The 21,760-nt window shown below is 69.4% G+C and carries 22 protein-coding genes and 3 pseudogenes; 9 read left to right on the forward strand and 16 right to left on the reverse strand.

The genetic code is table 11. From position 1 onward, the window contains the following. Positions 1-15 precede the first annotated feature (15 nt). The 10 genes and pseudogenes from ACIP93_RS19305 to ACIP93_RS19350 form a co-directional block, all read right to left on the reverse strand. A pseudogene (locus tag ACIP93_RS19305) lies at positions 16-568 on the reverse strand (transposase family protein); the annotation flags it as partial. Positions 569-700: 132 nt separating this feature from the next. After that, complete coding sequence (locus ACIP93_RS19310) at positions 701-1,381, reverse strand: HAD family hydrolase (RefSeq protein WP_401760515.1); 681 nt, start codon at positions 1,379-1,381, stop codon at positions 701-703. Between the two features lie 11 nt (positions 1,382-1,392). Further along, complete coding sequence (locus ACIP93_RS19315) at positions 1,393-2,613, reverse strand: hypothetical protein (protein WP_401760517.1); 1,221 nt, start codon at positions 2,611-2,613, stop codon at positions 1,393-1,395. A gap of 31 nt (positions 2,614-2,644) precedes the next feature. Further along, the gene (locus ACIP93_RS19320; protein WP_401760519.1) at positions 2,645-3,871 is read right to left on the reverse strand and encodes an MFS transporter; all 1,227 of its coding nucleotides are present in this window, start codon (positions 3,869-3,871) and stop codon (positions 2,645-2,647) included. After that, positions 3,868-4,968: a GNAT family N-acetyltransferase gene (locus ACIP93_RS19325; RefSeq protein ID WP_401760521.1), complete on the reverse strand. Its 1,101-nt coding sequence runs from the start codon at positions 4,966-4,968 to the stop codon at positions 3,868-3,870. Before ACIP93_RS19325 ends, ACIP93_RS19320 begins: the two co-directional genes overlap by 4 nt. After that, positions 4,947-5,867 (reverse strand): phosphotransferase family protein, encoded by a 921-nt coding sequence (locus ACIP93_RS19330; protein ID WP_401760524.1) that lies wholly within the window; start codon positions 5,865-5,867, stop codon positions 4,947-4,949. The genes ACIP93_RS19325 and ACIP93_RS19330 overlap by 22 nt, the downstream gene beginning before the upstream one ends. Next, entirely contained in the window at positions 5,864-7,141 is a 1,278-nt protein-coding gene (locus ACIP93_RS19335; protein WP_401760527.1) for a radical SAM protein, read from the reverse strand. The genes ACIP93_RS19330 and ACIP93_RS19335 overlap by 4 nt, the downstream gene beginning before the upstream one ends. Before the next feature lie 281 nt (positions 7,142-7,422). Then, positions 7,423-8,240 (reverse strand): IS5 family transposase gene (locus tag ACIP93_RS19340; RefSeq protein ID WP_401760530.1). Its coding sequence is split into 2 segments (ribosomal slippage): positions 7,423-7,898 and positions 7,898-8,240, totalling 819 coding nucleotides; the frame shifts between segments, so codons are not numbered across the junction. Between the two features lie 136 nt (positions 8,241-8,376). After that, positions 8,377-9,618 (reverse strand): ATP-binding protein, encoded by a 1,242-nt coding sequence (locus ACIP93_RS19345; protein WP_401760632.1) that lies wholly within the window; start codon positions 9,616-9,618, stop codon positions 8,377-8,379. Positions 9,619-9,659: 41 nt separating this feature from the next. Beyond that, on the reverse strand, positions 9,660-10,328 hold the full coding sequence (locus tag ACIP93_RS19350) for a response regulator transcription factor (protein WP_401760533.1): 669 nt from the start codon (positions 10,326-10,328) through the stop codon (positions 9,660-9,662). Between the two features lie 87 nt (positions 10,329-10,415). Here ACIP93_RS19350 and ACIP93_RS19355 point away from each other — a divergent pair, with 87 nt between their 5' ends. From ACIP93_RS19355 to ACIP93_RS19375, 5 genes are read left to right on the forward strand one after another with little or no spacing between them, the layout of a single operon-like run. Beyond that, a complete protein-coding gene (locus ACIP93_RS19355; RefSeq protein WP_401760536.1) occupies positions 10,416-10,925 on the forward strand; it encodes a hypothetical protein in 510 nt (169 codons plus the stop codon). Continuing rightward, the gene (locus ACIP93_RS19360) at positions 10,922-11,980 is read left to right on the forward strand and encodes a peptidoglycan-binding protein (RefSeq protein WP_401760538.1); all 1,059 of its coding nucleotides are present in this window, start codon (positions 10,922-10,924) and stop codon (positions 11,978-11,980) included. Before ACIP93_RS19355 ends, ACIP93_RS19360 begins: the two co-directional genes overlap by 4 nt. Next, on the forward strand, positions 11,977-12,711 hold the full coding sequence (locus ACIP93_RS19365) for an ABC transporter ATP-binding protein (protein ID WP_345219803.1): 735 nt from the start codon (positions 11,977-11,979) through the stop codon (positions 12,709-12,711). The genes ACIP93_RS19360 and ACIP93_RS19365 overlap by 4 nt, the downstream gene beginning before the upstream one ends. Further along, a complete protein-coding gene (locus ACIP93_RS19370; protein ID WP_401760541.1) occupies positions 12,711-13,931 on the forward strand; it encodes an ABC transporter permease in 1,221 nt (406 codons plus the stop codon). Before ACIP93_RS19365 ends, ACIP93_RS19370 begins: the two co-directional genes overlap by 1 nt. A 55-nt stretch (positions 13,932-13,986) precedes the next feature. Next, complete coding sequence (locus tag ACIP93_RS19375) at positions 13,987-14,355, forward strand: EamA family transporter (protein WP_401760544.1); 369 nt, start codon at positions 13,987-13,989, stop codon at positions 14,353-14,355. Positions 14,356-14,432: 77 nt separating this feature from the next. On the opposite strand, the gene ACIP93_RS19380 is transcribed toward ACIP93_RS19375, so the two are convergent. Both ACIP93_RS19380 and ACIP93_RS19385 read right to left on the reverse strand, forming a co-directional pair. Then, positions 14,433-15,611 (reverse strand): cytochrome P450, encoded by a 1,179-nt coding sequence (locus tag ACIP93_RS19380; protein WP_401760547.1) that lies wholly within the window; start codon positions 15,609-15,611, stop codon positions 14,433-14,435. A gap of 91 nt (positions 15,612-15,702) precedes the next feature. Beyond that, a complete protein-coding gene (locus ACIP93_RS19385) occupies positions 15,703-15,783 on the reverse strand; it encodes a tryptorubin family RiPP precursor (protein WP_380837501.1) in 81 nt (26 codons plus the stop codon). 354 nt (positions 15,784-16,137) lie between these two features. Between ACIP93_RS19385 and ACIP93_RS19390 the strand changes: the two are divergent. Then, a pseudogene (locus tag ACIP93_RS19390) lies at positions 16,138-17,346 on the forward strand (IS701 family transposase). A gap of 114 nt (positions 17,347-17,460) precedes the next feature. Here ACIP93_RS19390 and ACIP93_RS19395 read toward each other — a convergent pair. Further along, positions 17,461-17,925 (reverse strand): transposase, encoded by a 465-nt coding sequence (locus ACIP93_RS19395; protein WP_401760549.1) that lies wholly within the window; start codon positions 17,923-17,925, stop codon positions 17,461-17,463. Between the two features lie 210 nt (positions 17,926-18,135). Between ACIP93_RS19395 and ACIP93_RS19400 the strand changes: the two genes are divergently transcribed. Further along, complete coding sequence (locus ACIP93_RS19400) at positions 18,136-18,726, forward strand: lytic polysaccharide monooxygenase auxiliary activity family 9 protein (protein WP_345219807.1); 591 nt, start codon at positions 18,136-18,138, stop codon at positions 18,724-18,726. 134 nt (positions 18,727-18,860) lie between these two features. Here ACIP93_RS19400 and ACIP93_RS19405 read toward each other — a convergent pair whose 3' ends face one another. Further along, positions 18,861-19,082 (reverse strand): hypothetical protein, encoded by a 222-nt coding sequence (locus ACIP93_RS19405; RefSeq protein ID WP_401760551.1) that lies wholly within the window; start codon positions 19,080-19,082, stop codon positions 18,861-18,863. Between the two features lie 72 nt (positions 19,083-19,154). Between ACIP93_RS19405 and ACIP93_RS19410 the strand changes: the two are divergent. Continuing rightward, positions 19,155-19,274, forward strand: a pseudogene (locus ACIP93_RS19410) (transcriptional regulator); the annotation flags it as partial. Between the two features lie 247 nt (positions 19,275-19,521). Here the strand turns inward: ACIP93_RS19410 and ACIP93_RS19415 are convergent. Beyond that, on the reverse strand, positions 19,522-19,743 hold the full coding sequence (locus ACIP93_RS19415) for a hypothetical protein (RefSeq protein ID WP_401760553.1): 222 nt from the start codon (positions 19,741-19,743) through the stop codon (positions 19,522-19,524). Between the two features lie 259 nt (positions 19,744-20,002). Beyond that, a complete protein-coding gene (locus ACIP93_RS19420; protein WP_401760554.1) occupies positions 20,003-20,446 on the reverse strand; it encodes a hypothetical protein in 444 nt (147 codons plus the stop codon). Positions 20,447-20,700: 254 nt separating this feature from the next. Between ACIP93_RS19420 and ACIP93_RS19425 the strand changes: the two genes are divergently transcribed. Then, entirely contained in the window at positions 20,701-21,402 is a 702-nt protein-coding gene (locus tag ACIP93_RS19425) for a hypothetical protein (protein ID WP_401760556.1), read from the forward strand. Positions 21,403-21,760 lie beyond the last annotated feature (358 nt).

Consider the following 21,760-nt stretch of genomic DNA (forward strand, 5'->3'; position numbering starts at 1 on the left):
AGCGTTGCCTCTGGCGGTGGTGACCCAGTCGCCGGCACCGATGTAGGCCATGTCAGCGAGGATGGGGACGCCCTGGCGCTCGCAGATCCGGAGGATCTTGTGAGTGCGGGCGGCTGTCAGGCCGTGGGTTCGGCCCGGCAGGGCCGGTGACAGCCAGAGGACCTCCCCGCTGGGATCGGTTACGGCCTGCACGTTCACCCCGTGCCGCTTGCGTTTCGAGGAGTAGTCGGCCCGGCCGTCGCCGACGCGGTCGCACTCGGCGAGCGTGCCGTCCAGGAGGACGAAGTCCGAGGCGTGTACCCGCAGCGTCTTCAGCAGGCCCGGTGCCTGCTCGGCGAGCAGGGCGGTGACCGCGGTGACATAGGCGTGGGCAGTGCCGACGGATATCCCGAAGCCGGCTGCGATGCGGGCGAGGGTGTCATGACGGCACAGGTACACGAGTGCGGACCAGTGCGCGGCGATGCGGCGGGAGTTTGCACCGCCGGTCACCCTCGCGGGTGACGATGAGCATCGTGACCCACTCGATCAAGGCGTGAGGCAGGTCGAGTACGGCAGGATATGGAGCCAACAGGGCTCCTGTGCTGCTGAGTTGATATGTCGAACACCTCCCTCAACGGCACGGGAGCCCTGTCCGTTGCGTACCCCAACGTCATACCTCCCCGTCACCCGATCAGGGACCACTCTGAAAACGTTCATTCACCTAGGGGACCAAGTGCAGGAGCAGGCCCGACAGCGACTCGATCTTCTCACCCGTGTATGAGGGATGCTTGCCGTCGCGGTCGATGAGAATGCCGTGCAGTCCTGCCGCGCGAGCCCCGCCCATGTCTGAGTAGACCGAATCGCCCACGTAGTGAAGGGTCGTGGGGTCTTTACCGATGGCCTCGGCCGCGAGGTGGAAGATGCGGGGGTCCGGCTTGCTGATCCCTGTGCGGTAGGAGGTCAGCACGGTGTCGAAGACCGTGTCGAGCCCGGTGTGTCCGAGGATGTCGAAGAGCAGGTCGTCGAAGTTGGAGACGATCGCCACCGGTATGCGTTCGGCTGCGAGACGCTCGATGACGGGTGCGACATCGGGAAACACAGCGTAGTTCGCCGGTTGCAGGATCGTCTTGGCGGCCGCTTCGGCGATCCGCAGTCGATCCGTTTCGCAGGCGTGCAGGTCGGCCGCCTCGATGATCCTGCGCACGAAGACTGCCCACTCGCGTACGCGGCTGAAGGAGTCCGGTGCATCATCAGGCCACCCGAGGGTGCTGCCCACGTGGCCGAGGGCCTGTTCCACGCGGTCCGTGGCGCACACACGACCGTGATCCGCCGCAGTCGAGGCGATGACGTCGTGGATGGGCGGCGTCAGGTCGAAGAGGGTTCCCGCAGCGTCGAACAACACACCGTCAGGCTTCAACAGCGCTTCCCCCTTTCAGAGGCGGCCTGGCCGAGCTGCAGTTCTTCCAGGGCAGTTCGCAACCGTCCCGCACGCGCGAGCGCGCGGTGGAGCGAGGGGTCGGTGGCACGGAAGTAGGAGGTGAGACGGGTCAGGCTGCAGCCCCGGAGGATCTTCGCCAGGTAGGTGGAGTCACCGTAGTGGATGCGCATACCGCCCACTTGGGTGGCGTGGGCGATCAGCTCGTAATAGGCAATGTTGAAGTAGGCCGCCTTTCCCGCGCGGAAAGCACCAAGACGCGTCAGAATTCTGTGGGTCCTGTGGTCCTCGTAGAAGGCGATGAACCCCAGAGGAGACGACGTCGGTGAACCTGCGGACGGCGACGTCTCCTCGGCGTCGGCGCGCAGGACCTTGAGCCCGGGGATGGTGGCGGCGCGGGTGAAGCGGTCCTGTACCGCGCGGGTGTCGGCCTGATGGCCATAGCGACGGTAGCGGGCCAGTTGGAGTGCGGCGAGATCCTCTGTCAGACCCTCGGGGCCTTCGACACGGACCGTGGCACGTTCGCCTTCGAAGAGGCTGCGCTCCTTGCGAAGGACTTTGCGGCGGTGGGCGCGGAAGCTGCCGAAGTACGCCTCCAGGTCCGCGTACGCGGAGGTGTCCAGGACGGCGTCCGCCCCCACGGTGACGGCACTGTAACCGCGGGCCCGCAGCACCTGGTGCAGTGCTTGCTCCGCGGCGTTGTCCTCCCGGAGATTGCCGAACTGGACCACCGGCAGCCCCAGCTCCCCGGCCTGCGCCTCCACGCCGTCGACCAAGGTGTTCAGGCTGTCGGCGCTCGTCTCCGGGCTGAGGGTCACTCCGGAGAACACACAACCGGGCGTGACCACGGCCAGCGTGTCCGTCGCCGGGGCAGGCAGTTGCGAGCGCACGTGGGCGAGCTCCGCCCCGGCGGACTCGCGCCGCGGCTGAGCCGTTTGCTTTATCAACTCCTCCACGGGGGAACCACAGACGATCTCCCAGGTCGCGTAGGTGCGGTGGGCAGCGGTGTGCGGCAGGGGGTAACAGCTGGCGAGCGCTCCACCCGCACAGAGGTAGTACTGGTCGCGACTGACGCGGCCTTCCTCAGCCGCCAGCCATGGCAGCGACCTGTGCAGCCCGCTGTCGCCGCCTTGTACGTCGGCGCCGTGCGCCATGGCTTCGCGTATGGACGTCCAGGACGTCCAGGCCGTCGCACGCATCAGTGCGTCAGTGCTCCTTCGCCCTCGAAGCTCACGCGTTCTGCCCCCGGAACTCGCGCAGCCGACGGTCGGTGGCCAATGTGGTGACCGACGCGGCGGTCCACGCCGCGGCCGCCCAGAGCACTGGCGTGGGCCCGGTCCACGAAGCGATCAGCGGCGCCAGCACATAGCCGGCGGGAAGGAAGGCGAAGGACCCGACGGATGCCAGGGCGCCGACCATGGAGAGGTGCTCCTGGGGCACGGAACGTTGGACGGCCGTCGTGACCAGTACGCTGTAGGCCCCTACTGAGGCTCCTGCGAGGACCTGCACAACCGCCAGCGGGGCGAGCCCGGACCCGGCGGCCAGAAGCAGCGGCGGAAGGCCCATGGCAAGCAGGCTCAGAGCGGCCGTGAAGACCGGCCGGGGCAGCGCCACCCGGCCGGCGACCAAGCTGCCGAGAAGTTCACCAGCCGCGAAGAGCAGCATGAGCAGCACCCAGGCGTTCGCCGACATGCGCTGCGTCACCAGGCCTGGGCCAAGGACCATGAACGGCGCGGACACCAGCAGAAGAATGGTGCTGTCGACGAGGGTCATGCGCAGCAGCCAGGGAAGACCCCGCATGGCGCGCCAGCCCTCGCGCATCGCGGACACACCTTGCCCCACGCCCTCCCCCACCGCCGCGGCACCGCGGGGCAGGCCCCACAGGAGTACGGCCGCCAGCAGGAAGGACAAGCCGTCGAGCGCGAGAGCCCAGACCGCGTTCCCCAGGGCGAAGCAGACGGCGGTGATCACGGGGCCGAGCAGCGCGGCCGCCCCGGTCCACGCACCGATCAACGCGTTCGCGGGTCTGAGGTGTTGAGCCGGGACGCAGTGTGGCAGGTAGCCGAAGGCGGCGGGGTAACCGGCGGCCACCGAGATGCCGTAGGCGCCCTGGCAGAGGACGGCCCACCACGGGTCGGCCCCGCTGACCAGCACGATCACGGTGATGAACTGCGCCGATCCGCAGACGATCGACGAGGCGACCATGAGGGGCCGCTTGGCCATGCGGTCGGCGGCGATGCCACCGAAGACCAGAAAGACGATCTTGGGGAGGATGGCCGCGGCCAGCATGCCCCCCAACCAGCCCGAGGAATAGCCGAGTTCAGTCATGGCCAGGGCAAGCGCAGTGGGAACCACGGCGTCACCGATCAGGGAGACGGCGCGCGAGGCGAAGAACCGGCGGAAGGGCCCGGCGGCGAACAGGGCGCGGTATCCGGCTTGTTCGGCGGTGACCGTCACGGCGCCTCCGGAGGGCGCATCGACGCGGGCAGCGGGTCGGGGAGGTCGATCGAGCGTGCACGCAGGCCTTGGCGTGCCCGGCCTCGGGTGCCCTCGCCGGCGAGCGCGACGGTCCACAGGGGTTCTAGGCGCGCTCCACGCCGCAGTTTCGTCTCCGATGCGGCGATCCCCAGATGCACCGCCGCGGCGCCGAGGCGGTGGGCGAGCCTGAGAGGTTCGTAGAACATGAGGCTGAAGTAGGAACTCCGCGTTTCCCTCAGGGATTCGTCGACGCCGAAGAGACGCACCCACAGCACGTCCGCGTGGTGGAAGATGACATGGCATCCCACGGCTCGCCCGTTCAGGCGGGCGAGGATTACGTGGGCGCCGGGTATCTGCGCGCACAGGGCGAGGTAGGGAAGGAAATCGGCGGGCGGGCGGGCGTAGGAGGGGTCGTACTTCTTCTCGTGGAGAACAAGGAGACGTGCGATCTCGTCAAGCGGCGCGTTCCGGTCCAGGGGGGCGGTCTCGAAGCGCAGACCGTTGTCGGTGACCTGCCTCAGGTCCGCCCTGATCTGGCGCCTGCGGCTGTGGCCGACCGAGTCGAGGTAGCCGTCGAATCCGCGGTCGGGGACGTCGAGCCATGCCTCCCACGCCACCAGCCCCGCCGGGTGCCCCGCGGCGGTGAACCGTGCGGCGTCGACGCCGCAGAGGTACGGCAGAAGGACCGTACGCCCCTGTGCGACGTCCTGGAGTCCGGCGATGAGGGCGTCGGCCGCGAGGGGGCTCGCGCCGAAGAGCAGTTCGTTGCGGTATCCCGTACGTGGTCCGATGACGACGCAGTCCTTGGCGGGGACGTGATCCGCGAGGAGGAACTCCGGGTGGTAGCGGCGTGCCTGTGTACCGGTTCCCTCGGTGACGGCGCAAAGCGCCAGATCACGGTCCTGACGCAGCAACGCATAGGTGTACTCGTGCCCGTGCCGTTCCAGGAGCCTGAACCAGGCGGCGCTGGAGTAGAGCGTTCTGGCGAGAGCCAGCTCCTGCGTCGGGGCCTGGTCGAAGGACGGGAACGTCTGGGCGGCGCAGAGCGGTGGCCTCAGCGAACGATCTGCGCGCACAGGTGCTCCAGACGTTCTCGGGACGATGCCAGCAGTTCCTGGTCATCGATTTCCTCTACCGCCACGACGGTCAGCAGCGCCGCGATGTCCAGTTCGTAGAAGTCCAGGATCCTTCGGTGGTGTTCGACGTCGGCGTCGTCGAGCCCGTACCCGGCCCGGAATGCCTCGGTGAAAAGCCCGCAGAAGCGGATCCGTGCGAGCTCGAGCCAGGGGTCGCCGGTGATCGCGTTGGCGACGTCGATGACCGCCGCGATGCTCCCCTGCCGCACGCAGATGTTGGGCGCCCGCAGGTCGAGGTGCAGCAGGGCTCCCGTCCGGTCCGCGTCAGCGGGCACATCGGCCGCGCACCGGGACAGCACCGTGTCGGTGGAGAGCCCAGGGCAGTACTTCTCGGCGGCGCGCAGCCGGTCGGTGAGGCGCCCGAGAACGTAGGACGGCCATGGTCCCGGCGGGCGCCCCACCGTCCTGCCCGGGCGGATGGAGTGGATCGCACGGGTGATGCCTCCCAGCTCCTGTTGCTGGTCCTCGTTCAGCTCCTCCGTCGGCTGGTGTTCGATGTGCTCGCACAGCATCCAGGAGATGCCGTCCGGGGCATCGCGCCGCCGCCAGTCAAGGACGTGAGGAGCCGGTACGCCCGCCACGCCCAGCAGTCCGAGGACGTTCACCTCCTTGGCGAGTACGTCGGCGAAGTCGACGGCGCCCTCGTAGTCGGTCTGCAGGACCTCGTGGCGGGGGGAGCGCACGACCCCGGCGATCCTGCCGTCGGGGTGACGGGCGAGGTCGGCGAAGTAGTCCACTCCTTCCCGCCATGGAGCGACGCGGATGCCTGGGTCACCGAGGGCGCGGCCGACTTCCGCTTCCAGAACGGTGGTCCGGGCCGTGGCCTTCTCTGTCGTCACTGTGCCGACACCTGTTCCCCCGGGTAGGTCGCGCGGTCGCGCCAGTACGCCTCCGTGACGGCGTATATCTCCTGGACCGCGCCCAGCCCGGCGGCGATCTCCTCCTGGTCGAGCCAGCTCTTGGTGACGGTGTTCTGGTCCCGGTCTCCGAACGTCTCGACGGGCAGGTCGAGATGCCCGCGTTCATTGCCGTAGTGCGCGGCGAGCCAGTTGATGTTGACGGCGGGCATGATGTCCACGAATTCCCTGACCCATTGAACCGTTCCTTTGTAGTCGTCCCCAGGTATACCCATGATGAAGTTGGGGATCACATAGAGCCCTAACTCACGGATGGTTTCGCTCGCCTTGTAGAGGTGCTTGGTGCGAAATGGCTTGCGGAGGTATTTGAGGAGACCGTCGTGCGCGGTCTCGACCCCGAACTCGACGTAGCGCACGCCCATGTCACGGCAGTCTGCGAGGAACCCGGGCCTGGCCGCCAGGGACGGAGGGGTCTGGATGATGAACCCCTCGAATCCGTGATGAAGGGCGGCGAAAATGTCCCGGACCTTTCCCAGGTCCTGCCAGTTGTTCGCCGCCGGATCGCCGAACGACTTGTCGTCGATGAAGGCGAGCCGGAAGTCCAGGGGCGCGAAGGCGGCTATCTCTGCCTCGTAGCCTGCGGGGTCGGCAGGAACGACCTGTGTGGGGACAGTGCAGAAGTTGCAGCGGAACGAGCATCCGCTGCTCATGCTGAACCGAGGAATGCACTGGAGCCCGTCGAAGAGCCGGTAGTCGAGCGTGGTCCGAGGGCGTGCCCCGGGCAGAAAGTCGGGCAGGTTCGCGACGTCGTGGAGAAAGCTCACGTGGGGGTGCCCCAGGAACACCTCCGGGTCGACATAGCCCCCGACGACCATCGTCGCGCCAGTGGAGGCCAGATGGAGCAGCTGCTCCACATTGGCGTCCAGCGCCGAGAAGAAGAACACGTCACCCTCGGCCGCCTCCGCGAGCCTGCTGTGCGCGACGTCGAGATCGTCGACGACCATAAGCTCTTTGCGGAAATGCTCGTCGGGGAGCATGGAGGCGACGATGGGTATCCAGTATGGGATTTCCATGAAGTGTTGTGGCATGTAGTAGCCACGCATGCGGGCGTATGAACGCCTGTAGTAGTCCCTCATGGTGCTGTCCTCGGTCAGCAAGAGGTCGCTGAACTGGACCAGGACGGCTCGGGACACTGCCCTCTCACCGGAAGGGAGAATTCCTCTTCTGATGCCGACTGTTGGGATGGGCACGGACATGGTTTCCCCCCCGCCGATCACACGCTGGACACGGACAGGTCATGCTAGCTATGGGTCACAACCAGAGCAATGGCGTAGGTGTGGCCAGAGGAATCAACGGGGAGTGCACACATCAGGGTTCCGGTGTCTCGTTGCGCCAGCGTTTTGCGGCAGCCGCTACGACTTCTGCGGGGTCGAAGTCGCGCAGAAGTTCGCTGAGACGGCATCCCAGACGAGCCTGACGGGCTGAGCGGTCGCGGGCCGGGTGAGAGCCTCCAGGACTGCCTGGCTTAGACCGTGTCCTATGTGGTCCGGCGGACGAGTCGCTTGTAGCAGCAGATGGCGGCGGCGAGGCCGAGAAAGGCCAGGTAGTTGCGGAGATGGCGCTCGTAGCGGTGGTTGAGCCGGCGGTAGCCGGTCAGCCATGACATGGTCCGCTCGATCACCCACCGACGGCGGCCGAGCCGCTCTGATGACTCGTTGCCCTCACGGGCGATGCGGACGCCGATTCGCTTGCCGCGTAGCCATTTTCGCAGTTCAGGTATGTCGTAAGCCTTGTCTGCGTGGAGGCGTTGGGGCTTGAAGTGACGGCCGCGGCGGGGATCGTGTCTCGTTTGGTGACCGAGCACCATCGGCTTCAGCGCTTGGCTGTCGTGGGTGTTGGCGGCCGAGATGCCGACGAGGAGGGGCAGCCCGTTCGCGTCCGACAGGACGTGCATCTTGGAACCCTGCTTACCCCGGTCCACGGGGCTTGGACCTGTGAGTTCGCCCCCTTTTCAGCCCGGACGTGGGCGGAGTCGAGGACTGCACGGGAGAGGTCGAGGAGGCCGACGTCGTCGAGCCGGTGCAGGATCTCCTCGTGCAGCCGGCCCCATACGCCGGCTCTCGACCAGATCAGAAACCGGCGATGGGCTGTCGACTTCGACATCCCGAAGCAGGGCGGCAGCGATCGCCAGGCACAGCCGCTGACCAGCACGTAGATGATCGCCGCGAACAGCGTCTCATCAGGCGTGTCCTGCGTCCCGCCACCCTGCGGCCGCACCCTCGACGCCGGGATCAGCGGCTCCGCGATCTCCCACAACCCGTCCGGAACAATCCAACTCCACGTACCCCGCCCCATGACCGGCTCAACGGCCGTCGGAACACATAGAACACGGTCTTAGTACTCCAGCAGCACCTCAGGACACGATCCGCTGCTGGAGTACTAACCCGCTGGGCGAGTCCGCCTGATGGAGGTCGGCCGGGGACGTACTCCTTCAGGTGTTCGTGTCGAAGCACACCCGGATTGTCAGACCCCCGCCCTCCGTGTTCGCCGTGGCCGTCGCCGTCGCGCCGTGGGCGCGTGCGATGGAGTCGACGATCGACAGGCCCAGGCCGGCGCCCTCCCCGGAGGCGTGCGTGCGCTCGGTCAGGCGGCGGAAGGGTTCGAAGAGGAGGGGGACAGTGGCGTCCGGCACCACCGGGCCGGTGTTCGCCACCTCGATGCCGTCGGGCCCGGTGCGGACCGCCACCCGGCCGCCGGGGACGTTGTGACGTACGGCGTTCGCGAGCAGGTTGTGCAGGAGCTGGTCCAGGAGCACCGCGTCTCCGGACACCGTCAGCGGTCGTGCGTCGACCGTGACCGTCACCGCGTGTTCCGCGGCCTCGGCCGCCAGCTCGTCCGCCGTGCGGCGGGCCGCCTCGTGCACCGTCACGGGCCGGAGTTCGGCCAGGCCCTGGTCGGAGGAGGCCAGGAGCAGCAGCCCTTCGATGATCCTCTCGCTCGTGTCGGCGACGTCGATCAGTTTCGTACGGATCCGGGCGACCCGCTCCGGGTCCGGTGTTCCGGCCAGTCCGATCTCGGCGGCGGCCCGCTGCACCGCGACCGGGGTGCGCAGCTCGTGCGCGGCGTTCGCGGCGAACCGTTGCTGCGCCGACACCAGCCGTTCCATGCGGCCGAGCATGGAGTCGAAGGTGTCGGCGAGCTTCTTCAGCTCTCCCGGCGGGGCGTCCAGGTCGATCCTGCCCCAGGGGCTGTGCCGGGGCGGCGCCCCGAGCAGGTCGTCGCCGGAGAGCCGGCGGGCCGTCTCGGTGATCACGGCGACGGGCCGCAGCACCCGGCCGGCCACCCACCAGGCGAGGACGACGGAGAGGACGGCGTACACGAGAAGAACGAGCAGCGACACCGTCAGCAGCCGTTCCAGTGCGGCGTTCTCCACCGCGTCGCTCACCCGGCTGGTCACCGCCATGCCGCGGCTCACCCCGGGCGGCAGCGGGCCGGGACTCGCGGGCTGGGCGTCCTGCCAGGTCGGTAGCGGGTGAGGGGAGTCGAACGGCGCGGGTGTGGCGGAGGGCGCCTCGTTCAGCCGCTTCGCGGGTACGGCACCGTTGACCGCCACGCTGATCGTGGCGTACAGACCCTCCCTGACCAGGAGGTACACCACCCCCGTCAGCAGTGCGCCGGCCAGGAGCAGCAAGCCGCCGTACAGCGCCGTCAGCTTGGCCCGCTCACCGCCCAGCGTGCCCCTGAAGGTCGTTGGGCGCCGGAGACCGCGGGTGTTCACGAGGTTCCCGGCGTGATGCGGTAGCCCTCGCCGGGCACCGTCTCGACCACCGGTGGCTCACCCAGTTTGGCGCGGAGCTTGCTCAAGGTCACCCGTACCGCGCTCGTGCGGTAACTGGTGTGCTCCTCCCACACCTGCTCGATGAGGTCCTCGCCGCTCACGACGGCTCCCTCCGCGCGCAGCAGCGCCTCCAGGACCGCGAACTCCTTGCGGGACAGGTGCAGGTGGCGTCCGTCGCGGCTGGCCTGGCGGCGGGCCGTGTCCAGGGCGATTCCGGCCCGTTCCAGGACGGGGGGCAACGCCGGCCGGGCACGCCGGCCGAGGGCCAGGACGCGGGCGAGCAGTTCGTCGTACGCGAACGGCTTGGCCAGGTAGTCGTCGGCGCCCAGGCCGAGGCCGTCGACCCGGTCGCGCACCGTTCCCGCCGCCGTCAGCATCAGGATCCGCGTGAGCAGCCGCTGCTCGACGACCCGGCGGCACACGTCGTCCCCGTGCATTCCGGGGAGGTCGCGGTCCAGGACGAGCACGTCGTACTCCCCGAACCGCAGTTTCCGCAGTGCCTCCGGGCCGTCACCGGCGACGTCCACGGCGAGCGCGTCCCGGCGCAGCCCCTCGGCAATCATCTCGGCGAGGAACGCCTCGTCCTCCACCACCAGTACGCGCATGAGCCCTGTGTACCCGACGGGGGCTTTCGTCGGTGTTAACCCATCCGCTGAGAGAAACGAAACATCCCGCCCCGGCACGCTGCGCCCATGACGACACGAACGACTCCACGCAACACCACTCCGGCCCTCGTGACCGGCCTGACCGCCCTCTGCCTGCTCATGAGCGCCTGCGCCACCGACGGCGGCACGGCCGTCGCCGGAAGCGGGACGACCAGCGACGAGGGCAAGAAGGCCGATCAGGCGCTGGAGCACCGCAAGTGCCTGCGTGAACAGGGGCTGGACGTGCCCGAGCCCAAGCCGGGCGAGCAGGGCGTGGGCCTGACCATCGGTGGTGACGGGATGTCCAAGGAGAAAATGGAGAAGGCGTTCAAGGCCTGCCGCAGCAAGGGCGGGGCCGGCATGGGCAAGGAGCTGACCCAGGCCGACAAGGACAAGATGATCACGTACGCCCAGTGCATGCGGAAGAACGGCGTCGACATGCCCGACCCGAAGTTCGAGGGCGGCGGCGCGGTGTCGGCGGCGCGGCCGATGCCCCAGGGTGCGGAGAAGGAGAAGTTCGACAGGGCGAACAAGGCCTGCGAGAGCGTGTCGCGATGAGCCGGCGCCAGCTCGTCGTCTCCCTGGCCGTGATCGTGGCCGTCGCCGGGACGGGCGCGGCCGTCACCGCCCTGACCGCGCCGAAGCCGCAGCCCGCGGCGGCGGACCCGGGGCTGCCGCCCGCGACGACCGCGATCACCCGGGGCGACCTCAGCGACAGCTCCCGGCAGGACGGCACCCTCGGGCACCGCGGCGAACGGAAGATCAACGCGGGTGCGGCCGGGACCCTCAACTGGCTCGCCCCGGCGGGCTCCGACGTCGGACGGGACGGGCGTCTCTACGAGGTCGACGGCAGACCGGTCCGCCTGATGTACGGCCCCGAGCCCATGTACCGCACGCTCAAGACGGGCGCCGAGGGCAAGGACGTACGGCAGGTGGAGGAGAACCTGGCCGCGCTCGGGTACACCGGCTTCACCGTCGACGACGCGTACTCGGAGAAGACCGCCGCCGCCGTCAGACGGTGGCAGAAGTCGCACGACATGAAGCAGACCGGCACCCTCGGGCCCGACACGATCGCCTTCGCGGCGGGCGCGGTGCGTGTCAAGCAAGCGAACGCCGCCGCCGGGGACCAGACGGGACCCGGCCGCCCGGTGCTCACCGTGACGGGGTCCGAGCGCGTCGTACGGTTCAAGCTCGCCGTCGCGGACGCGGAACAGGCGAAGGCGGGCACTCGGGTCTCCGTGGAACTCCCGGACGGCACGCGAGCGCCGGGCAGGGTGTCGTCGGTGGGCCGGACCGCCTCGGCGGGCGACGACCCGCAGGACCGCACCCCGAAGATCGACATCACGGTCTCCTTCGACGACCCGGACAAGATCAAGGGCGTCGACCAGTCGCCGGTCGTCGTCGACCTCACCGGCCAGACGCGCAGGAACGTCCTGTCCGTGCCCGTCAACGCCCTGCTCGCCCTGCCGGGCGGCGGCTTCGGCATCCAGGTCGTGGACAACGGCCGGGCCAGGGACGTGGCGGTCGAACTCGGGATGTTCGGGCAGGGGCGCGTCGAGATCAGCGGCCACGGGCTGCGCGAGGGCATGAAGGTCGGGGTGCCGTCCGCATGACCACCACGACCACCACACCCCCGGCCACTGCGACGGCCCCGCCGCCCGCGGTCGTACGGCTCCGCAAGGTCACCAAGGAGTACGCGGGCGGGGTACGCGCCCTCGACGGAATCGACCTGCACGTCGAACGGGGAGAACTCCTCGCCATCGCCGGCCCGTCCGGCTCCGGCAAGTCCACCCTGCTGCACATCGTCGGCACCCTGGACCAACCCACCACCGGGTCGGTGGAGATCGCCGGCCACGACGTGGCCGCACTGGCGGACCGAAGACTGTCGGCGCTGCGCGCCCGGCACATCGGCTTCGTCTTCCAGGCCTTCCACCTGGTGCCCGGGGTCGGCGCGCTGGAGAACGTCGCCGAAGGGCTGCTGTACTCCGGGCTGCCCCGGGCCCGGCGGCGCGAGCTGGCCGCCGACGCGCTCGCCCGGGTCGGACTCGCCGACCGCATGAAGCACCGGCCGCACGAGCTGTCCGGCGGGCAGAAGCAGCGGGTCGCCATCGCCCGGGCGGTGGTCGGCGAACCGGACCTGCTGCTCGCCGACGAGCCGACCGGCGCGCTGGACTCGAAGTCCGGTGAGACGGTGATGGAACTGCTGCGCGACCTCAACGCACAGGGCACGACGATCGCGGTCATCACCCACGACACGCAGATCGCACAGGGGTTGCCCCGCCAGGTCCGCATCCGCGACGGCCGGATCGCGGCGGACACCGCGCTCGGAAAGGTCGCTGCCTGATGGGACGCGCGAACAGGACCCGCCGAGGGAGCAGAACACCGCGGGCTGCCCGGCTCGGGCCACGGGACGTTCTGCATGTCGGCTCGGCCGGACTGCGCAGCCGCCCGGTTCGGGTGGTGCTCTCCGCGCTCGGGATCGCGATCGGCATCGCCACGATGATCGCGGTGGTCGGCATCTCGGCCTCCAGCCAGGCGCAGTTGCTGCGGCAGCTCGACGCGCTCGGCACGAACATGCTGGTCGCCAAGCCGGGCGAAGGGATGTTCAGCGGTGAGAAGGTCAGGCTGCCGAAGGATGCGGTGGGCATGGTCGGCCGGATCGCGGGCGTCGAGGACGTCGGCGCGACCGGTGACCTCCCGCACTCCGTCCGGCGCTCACAGAAGATCCCCGAGGACGAGACCGGAGGTATCGCGGTGAAGGCCGCGACCGAGGGGATGCTGGACGTGCTGCGCGGCGCCACGGCCACCGGCACCTGGCTGAACGCCGCCAACGGCCGTTATCCCTCCGTCGTACTCGGCCATGTGACGGCAGCCCGGCTCGGCATCACCGGGGCGGGACAGCAGGTCTGGATCGACAACCGGTACTTCACCGTTGTCGGCATCCTGGGCCCGCTGCCGCTCGCACCGGAGATCGAACGCGCGGCTCTGGTGGGCTGGGAAGCCGCACAACAACTGCTCGGTTTCGACGGACACCCGACGGCGGTCTACGAACGGTCCACGGACGCGTCCGTAGCCTCCGTGCAGAAACTGCTCGCCCCGACCATCGACCCGCGCAGCCCGCACAACGTGGCGGTCGGGGACCCGTCCTCGGCGCTTCGGGCCAAGGCCGCGACCGAAGGGGCCTTCTCGTCCCTGCTCCTCGGGCTCGGTGCGATCGCGCTGCTGGTGGGCGGTGTCGGCGTCGCCAACACCATGATCATCTCGGTTCTGGAACGCCGCCACGAGATCGGTCTGCGCCGCTCCCTCGGTGCGACCCGGGGCCAGATCAGGATCCAGTTCGTGACCGAGTCCCTGATGCTCTCCGGCCTCGGCGGACTGGCGGGCGTCGCCCTGGGCGCGGCGGCGACGGCCGCCTACGCGTACGTCGCCGCGCTGCCCTGGGTGGTTCCGTCGTGGGCGGTGGGCGGTGGTTTCGGCGCGACGCTGGTGATCGGCACGGTGGCCGGGCTCTATCCGGCGGTCCGGGCCTCCCGGCTGTCCCCGACGCTCGCGCTCCAGGCCTAACGGCCGTACGGCCGGGGGAGGGGCGGCCGTCGACGGTCTGACCGCCAGTGTGGGCGTGGCGGTCCAGTGCATCGGGCTTGCTCAGGCCGATCCGGCAAGCGGCCTGTGGCCCGTCGCTGCCGGCCGCCTCGCCGCAGTGCTCCTCCTCCTGCCGCACACCTGGCGCCACGCCTCTCATTTCCGGCAACCGCCGGGAATGCTGATGCAGGCGGCCGTCATCGGCGCGGATGCAGCACTGGGCCTGTCGCTCTACCTCCTGGCCGCTCATCAGCAGATGCTCGCCATCGTCGTCGTTCTGGCCTCCCTGTACCCGGCCATCCCTACCGTTCTGGGGCTGGTGCTTCTGCACGAGAAGGTGACCGGGAAGCAGATGGCGGGCTTGCTCAGTGCGGGCGCCGCGATCGTCCTCCTGTCCTTGGGGTGATCACTCCGCCGAATGTCCCGCCACCGGGCCCTCGCGGCACAAGGAGGGAACTGCACCGGGGCAGATGACAGACGCTCCTACTCGTCACCCGTTCTCGAACAACGACAGGGGGAGAAAGCGCGGTGGAGCCCACCGTTTGAGAGTGGACGACACCGTGAGCGGCAGTGCCCTTCCCGCGTCACTTGCACCTCGTCCACCCCGAGGAGCCCCGCCAGGGGAACCTTCGCCGAGCGCTGCTTCGGGCTGACCGCGAGGCCCTCGTTGCGCAGCAGGTCGAGCAGGAGTTCCGCGAGCGGCATCACCGCGTGGCGGCCCCAGCAGCGTTCCGAGCCGTGGCCGAAGGCGAGGTAGCCGGGCGCGGTGTCCGGGTCGAGCGCGTCCCAGCGCTCGGGGCGGAACTCGTCTGGGTGCTCCCACAGTGCCGGATCGCGCTGCGAGAGCAGCGGCAGGACGAGGATGTCGTCGCCCGCGCCGATCGCCGGATCGAGTTCGGGGTACTCGGGGGAGGCGTTGCGCAGCATGTTCCACGAGGGCGGCAGCAGCCGCATGGCTTCATACAGGATGTTGCGGTTCGGGACGGACGGGTCGAAGGGCGAGCCCAGCCACAGCGCGTTCGCGACGAGGGTGGAGACGGTGAAGCAGACCGGTGCGGCGGCCCGCCGGTACATGCCCATCGCGTAGCGGCGGTCCTGGTAGTTCCCGGCCTCGGCGGTCCGGCGGGCCAGCGCGGTGAGTTCGTGGCCGGGGCGGGCCCTCAGGGGGCGGGGGAGGGCGGCGCCCGCCGCGATGACGGACCAGGTGAGTTTGGTCGTCAATTCGAGATTCCGGCTCATCAGAATACGCAGCCGATAAGGGTCCCCGCCCAATATCAGATCGCGCAGAAATACATGCCCGGTGTGCGGCCACGGGCCGGAGAGGTCGATATTTCCGGGCCGTGGCCTTTTCAGCGCCTCGCGTACGTCGCGGCCGACGGTCCGCATCACCAGGGCCGCCTCGCTCGGCGGGATGGAACGCCCCTGGAGCGGCTTGAAAGTGGGCCGCTCGACCTCCGTGGCGCGCCGGGCCGACAGGATGCGGTCGGCGAGTTCGTGACCGGCGACCCCGATGGTGTCGGGCTCCAGCCGGAAGACGTCCTTGCCCCGGTGTTCCCGCAGCAGTGCGGCCAGCCGGGGCGCGAACGTGGTGGTCCGGGCAGCGGCGGGGTGCGAGGGGTCCGGGTGTGAGGACGGGAGGCGGGCGGGCGTGGGCTGCGTCATGGGAAGGACTCCGAAGGGCCGGACGAGGCTGCGAACGGTGCCTCTCGGGTCCGCCCCCGCTGGACGACGGGGGCGGACCCGAGCAGCGCTTCTAGTACCAGATGTACCAAGCGCTGGCCTTCAGGCTCTTCTGATGGGACACGGCGTTCTTGATGGCAAACAGAAACTTCATTCTCTGCTCCTTCTCGCCCCTTTATATGGGGCAGTTCCGGGCACAGGGGCACCTCTTGTGGGGGTGGTGTGCCGTTGGCCGTATGAATGTCCCGCGAGTCGCTGAACGATTTCCGAACGTAGGATCAATGCCGCAATTGATCAACCCCGTGCGGGCGCTTTTTTACTACTCATGACCGAAGGGGAACGACGGCGGCGGAAGCTGGCCGGAATCAATCGCCGAAGAGGCGTGAAGAGGACGGCGGCGTGTGTTTATTGACGGTGGCTCTGACTGCGGAGGAAGTCCCGCTGCCGGTCTAGTAGTGCTTTGTTATGTGGTCTTGTCGTGTTGGGGGTCTGGTAGTTCGCCGGCTGTATGAGGGCTGAGGAGCTTGCGGCGGTACGGAGTCGGCTGGAGGAGTTCGCGTCCGAGGTGTTCGCGCCGTTGGTGCGTCGGGACCAGCGCGAAGAGGGTGCCGTGTATCTACGGGGCCTGCTGCTGGACGGCCGCAGGAAGTCGATGCAGCCGATGGCGGAACGGCTCGGTGTCGATCACCAGCAGCTGCAGCAGTTCATGACGTCCTCGACGTGGCCGGTCCAGGACGTGCGGTCCCGGCTGGCCTGGCGGGCGGTGGCGTCGGTGCGGCCGCAGGTGTGGGTGGTGGACGACACCGGTTTCCCCAAGGACGGCCGTCGTTCGCCCGGGGTGGCCCGGCAGTACTCCGGCACCCTGGGCAAGGTCGGCAACTGCCAGATCGGCGTCAGTGTCCACGCCGCGTCCGACACCGCCTCGTGCCCACTGTCCTTGCGATTGTTCCTGCCCGCGGCCTGGGGCGGGGACGAGGCCGCAGGCCGTCGGCGGGCCTGCCGGATACCCGAGAGGGAACATCATCCGCCCAAGGGGCAGCTTGCCCTGGACATGCTCGACGAACTCGCCGCCACCGGTCTGCGGCCCGCTGTCGTGGTCGCGGACACCGGCTACGGTGCCAACGCCGACTTCCGCCGCAGCCTGGAAGACCGCGGCCTGACCTACGTCCTGCAGACCAAGGGCGAGATGACCGCCCATGGCGAGGAAGCCGCACCTCACCAGCCGGCTTACGGCGGTCTGGGACCGCGGCCGCTGCCCCGTTATCGCACCACCCCGGTTCCCCTGCGAGATCACGTGCTGGCCGTGGGCCGTCGCGGCGGCCGAACCGTGACCTGGCGCAAGGGCTCGAAGGCGGCGATGAGTTCGCACTTCGTGTTCCTGCGGGTGAGGCTCGCCGGGCGCCGGCCCAAGCCCTGTGAGGATGGCACGATCCCATTGGTCTGGCTGATCGCCCAGTGGCCCGAAGGCGGGAGCGAGCCGGTGAAGTACTGGATCTCGAACCTGCCCGCCGACCTTCCCGCCTAGGACCTCGTCCGCCTGGCGAAAGCACGCTGGCGCATCGAGCACGACTATCGCGAGCTCAAGACCGCCCTGGGCCTGGACCATTTCGAGGGCCGCTCGTTCACCGGCCGGCACCGCCACGTCACCCTCGTCACCGCCGCCCACCTGTTCCTGACCGAACAGCGGACCAGCCCAAAAGCCCCTGCCAGGGCCTGACCCTCTGCCAGGCCCTGGACCTCCTTCAGCACCTCATCGCCACCTGGACCGGCACCTGCCCCACCTGCCGACAACCCACCTGGCAGCCTTACGACACCACCTGACAAAGCACTACTAGGGCCTGTCTGACAAAGGATCTTGGGTGGGTTCGCGGAGCCAGAGGATGAGTGCGGCGAGATGGACTCCGGCCTTGCAGCGGGTGGCGAGTTCGTCGAATCGGGTGGCGATCGCGCGGAACTGCTTGAGACGGTTGAAGCAGCGTTCGACCACGTTGCGTGCCTTGTAGAGCTCGCGGTCGAAGGCCGGCTGCCTGCCACCGGCCTTCCCTCGCCGCAGGCGGTTGGCCTTCTGGTCGGTCCGTTCTGGGGTCACGGCCTGGATGCCTCGCCTGCGCAGGACCTGGCGGATCGCCCGGGACGAGTAAGCCTTGTCCGCGATGTCCGCGTCGGGCCTGCGGCGAGGTCGCCCGGCACCGGTCCGGGGCACCCGCAGCTCGTCCATGACCGTGTCGAAGACGGTGGAGTCGTTGACGTTGTCTGACGCGGGGAACGCGAGCGGCATAGTCATTGGTATGGACATGCTCAAGTCCCGGGGCTAGCCTCAGTCTTGGTCTAGACCGCGTCGGACGTATGCCCTCCGGTTCTTCTCCGCACTGCCACCGCCCTGCCGCCTCACCGCTGCTCGGCCCCGCTGCATCCGCTGCATCCATGTCCATCCGCTACATCGGCAGTGCGTCGCAGGGGTGCGTCCGCCCCCCCCATCCGCACCCTCGGACCACGGGAGCACGCCATGCGCAGGAAGCTCACTTCGTTACTTCTCGGCCTCGGCCTGGCCGGTTCCGCCGTGCTCGCCACCAGCGGCAGCGCGTCGAGCCACGGCTACACCGACTCGCCGGTCAGCCGCCAGCAGCTGTGCGGCAACGGCACCGTCCGCAACTGCGGGCAGATCCAGTGGGAGCCGCCGAGCGTGGAGGGGTCCAAGGGCTTCCCCACGCGCGGGCCCGCCGACGGGCACATCTGCTCGGGCGGCATCGGGCGCTTCTCCGAGCTGGACGACCCGCGGGGCGGGAACTGGCCGGCCACCACCCTCACCGCAGGCCAGAGCCACAACTTTGTCTGGCGGATCACCGCGCGCCACGCCACCACCGACTTCCGCTACTACATCACCAAGGACGGCTGGAACCCGGCCAAGCCGCTGACCAGGGCCGACCTGGATCCGCAGCCGTTCCTCACGGTGCCCTTCGGTGGGCGTCAGCCTGGCGCCACTGTCACCCACGCCGGTGTCCTGCCGCAGAAGACCGGACGCCACCTCATCCTGGGCGTGTGGACCATCGCCGACACCGGCAACGCCTTCTACGCCTGCTCCGACGTCCGCTTCTGACACCCACCCGGCCGGGCCGGGGGAGGTCCGCCCACCGGCTCCGCCCCCCCGGGCCACGGCGGAACACCCGTCTCCCTGGCCCCGCACGCCTTCGTGCGGGGCCAGAGGTCTTTCCCCCTCGGTCTCCCGTGCCCTCACGGCTCCTGCCAGCCGTGCACGGAGAACGGTTCGCCCTTGAGGCAGTGGGCGATGCCCAGCGCGCTGTACGGGACAGTGGTGTTGGGAAGCTGGTCGGGGAGATACCAGGACGGGCCCGCGCACTTGTGAGGCTCCAAGTTGGCGGGCTCGCCCGTCCGTTGCCGCGCGGTGAGGAACCAGCCGATCCTGGGCTCCTCTTCGGGGTTGCGGAAGTGCATGACGTGGACAACTTCGAGGGTCTCGCGCCCGACGGACGGGGTCTCGTCCCCGACAGCCGCTGGGACTGATCCGGCTCCTGGGCCGCCAGTGACCACAGCGAGCTTGAAGAGGCATGGGACGACGTCATCGGCGACCTCGGCTCCGACTGGGGTCAGTACGAGTACGTGACCAACGTGGGCTTCGCCGCCTGATCCGCACCACGATCCCCCGATCCGGGAAGCGGATCACGGACACCAGAACACCCCGGACAACTTCGCCGCCCGCCGGGCCGCGCAGCCGCCCGCCGCCACGTCCCGCCGCCCGTACGCGTACAGCGCGGACTCTGCCAACGCGACCTGCCGGACCTGACGAAAGCGGCCGGCGCCCGTTCCGCCCGAGGGCGGGTGGCACAGGGGTGCCGGCCTTCCCCGCCGCGTACTCCGCGCCCAGAAATTCGTGCTACGGGGCCCCGGGCTGCCAGCGAGCAGGAAGAACGACCGTCGCGGGAACGGGAAGGCCCAGGGAGTCGAGAAGCCCATGGGGAACCGCCCCCAGCGCATTGCGGAAGTTCATGGTGCCGCCGGAGAACTGCACACGGGTGAAGTTCATGGTGCCGCCGGAGAACTGCACACGGGTGAAGTTCACGGTGCCGCCGGAGAACTGTGCACCGGTGAAATCCATGGGGCCGTCGATGGTGACGCCGGTGAGATTGAGATCGTAGCCCTGCCAGGAGCGGCGATCGTCCTCGGCGGGGAGGCGGTAGTGGTCCCCGATGAGGCGCAGGATCGTGTGCCGTACTTCGCGCAGTTCGCGGAACCGGTCCTGCTTGACCTGGTGTGCTTCGCGCTGTTCCTCGGTGGGCGGGGTGTTGTCGGGCTGGAGGTCGGGCAGGTCGCCGGGGTCGGGTGGGTAGGGGAGGCGGAGGTAGGCGCACAGGACGTCAATACAGGTCTGGCACAGTTCGGGGCGGGGCGTCGTCGGCGAGTCCGGACAGGGCGTGGATGCCGCCCAGGCGTACGGCGGGGGAGTTGGAGCCGAGTTTGTCGACGGCCGCCGAGAAGCGTTCGGTGTGCAGGCGGGTGGACTCGCGGTGGGCGCCGGCCTCGTCGACGCGCTGGCGGCGGTAGGCGACGACCAGGGCGACGAGCGCACCGGCTCCTGCGACCACCCCGAAGGAGAGCTTCACCAGGTCGAAGAGCGTCTTCGCATCGAGCTTGGTGCCGGTATCGAGTGCCCGGAAGTCGAGCAGCACGACCAGCACGGTGAAGATGGAGCCCGCGACGAGCACGGCGGCGGTGAAGGTTAGGAGCAGCGTCCGGCCGACCTTCCACAGTCGCAACTCCCGGCCGTCGGGGGCTGATCGTCGTTTCGGGGTGGCTGTCATGCCGGTGAAGACATGCCGCGGCCGCCCATGGTTGCAGACCTGCAAAGGGGGCGGCGGTGGTACGGCGACGAAAGCGGCCGGCACCCATTCCGCCGAAGCGGGTGGCATAGGGCGCCGGCCTTCCCAAGACGACCCACCAGGGAGCTGCTCTGGACACAATGTGCCACGAACCCCCGCGCATAAGGCATGTGCCGTACTGTTTTCCTGAGCGCGGTTTCCTCGCGAACCCCCCTTCCCACATCCGAAGTTGTCTGATGATCCGTTCCGGGCGCGAGCCCTACGTCCTCACGTCCGCCGACTTTGCCGCGCGGGAGGGCATGACGCTGGGGACATGGCGGACGAAGAAGGCGGCGCAGGCCCCCGGCCGGCCGAAGCCGGTCAGCAGCGAGGGCGCGCGCACCCTGCTCTGGGACGCCCGGCAGCAAGACGCGTGGGCCGCCGGGAAACCCGTCCCCGCCCTTCCGACGACGGATGACCCGGGCGACCTCCTCGACCGCCAGGAGGCCGCGGCCGTCCTCGGCGTGGCCCCCCGCTCCTGGGACCAGTACGCCCGCGCGGACCAGGACCTGCGGGCTGCGTGCCGGGTGGTGGGGGGAGTGGAGCACTGGCCTGGGGACGTGATCGAGAAGTGGCAGGCGGCCCGGCCGGGAGACGCGGGAAAACGGGCGCGCGGAGGCCGGCCGCGCGGCACCGGCGACCTGCTGCCCCGCGAAGAGATCCGTCCCCGCGCCGCCGCACTGCTCGCCGCCGACCCGGCCGTGACCGCCCAGGCCGTCGCCGAGGCCCTCGGCGTGCACCACAACACCGCGACCAGGGCCCTCGCCGCCGTCCGCGCGGACGCCGTCGCGGAGCTGCTGGCCACCGACCCGGACACCACCGCCGAGGACGTCACGGCACGTCTGGGGTATCCGCCGCTCACCGCCCGCACCGCCCTCCAAGCCGCACGGGAGCGGTGACCGCCGCCCACCCCGGGGCGCGCGCCGCCGGGGAGCAGCGGCGCAGCGCGGGCTACTGCCGGGGGCTCGGCTTCTTCCGGGCAGCCTCGACCGGGGCGTGGCACGTGACGCAGAGGCTGTTGGCCCCGTCCCCGTACCGGCAGCACGGCTGACGGTACCGCGCGCACGGACCGACACGGTTCGCGGCGTCCGTCCGTCCCCCCGGTACCGTCCGGGCGGTAGCCGGTCCAGGTCCGCGCCTCGTCAACGGCGTGCGAATAAGGCACTCAGAAGTGACTTTCCGCCCGGGGCGCCCTCATGGCTTGGTGAGATCAGCGGACAGCCCCCTGTAGGGGGTTGTCGGTGAACGGTGAGGAGA

It is taken from the genome of Streptomyces sp. NPDC088745, from assembly GCF_044751045.1.
GTDB classification, from domain to species: domain Bacteria; phylum Actinomycetota; class Actinomycetes; order Streptomycetales; family Streptomycetaceae; genus Streptomyces; species Streptomyces cremeus.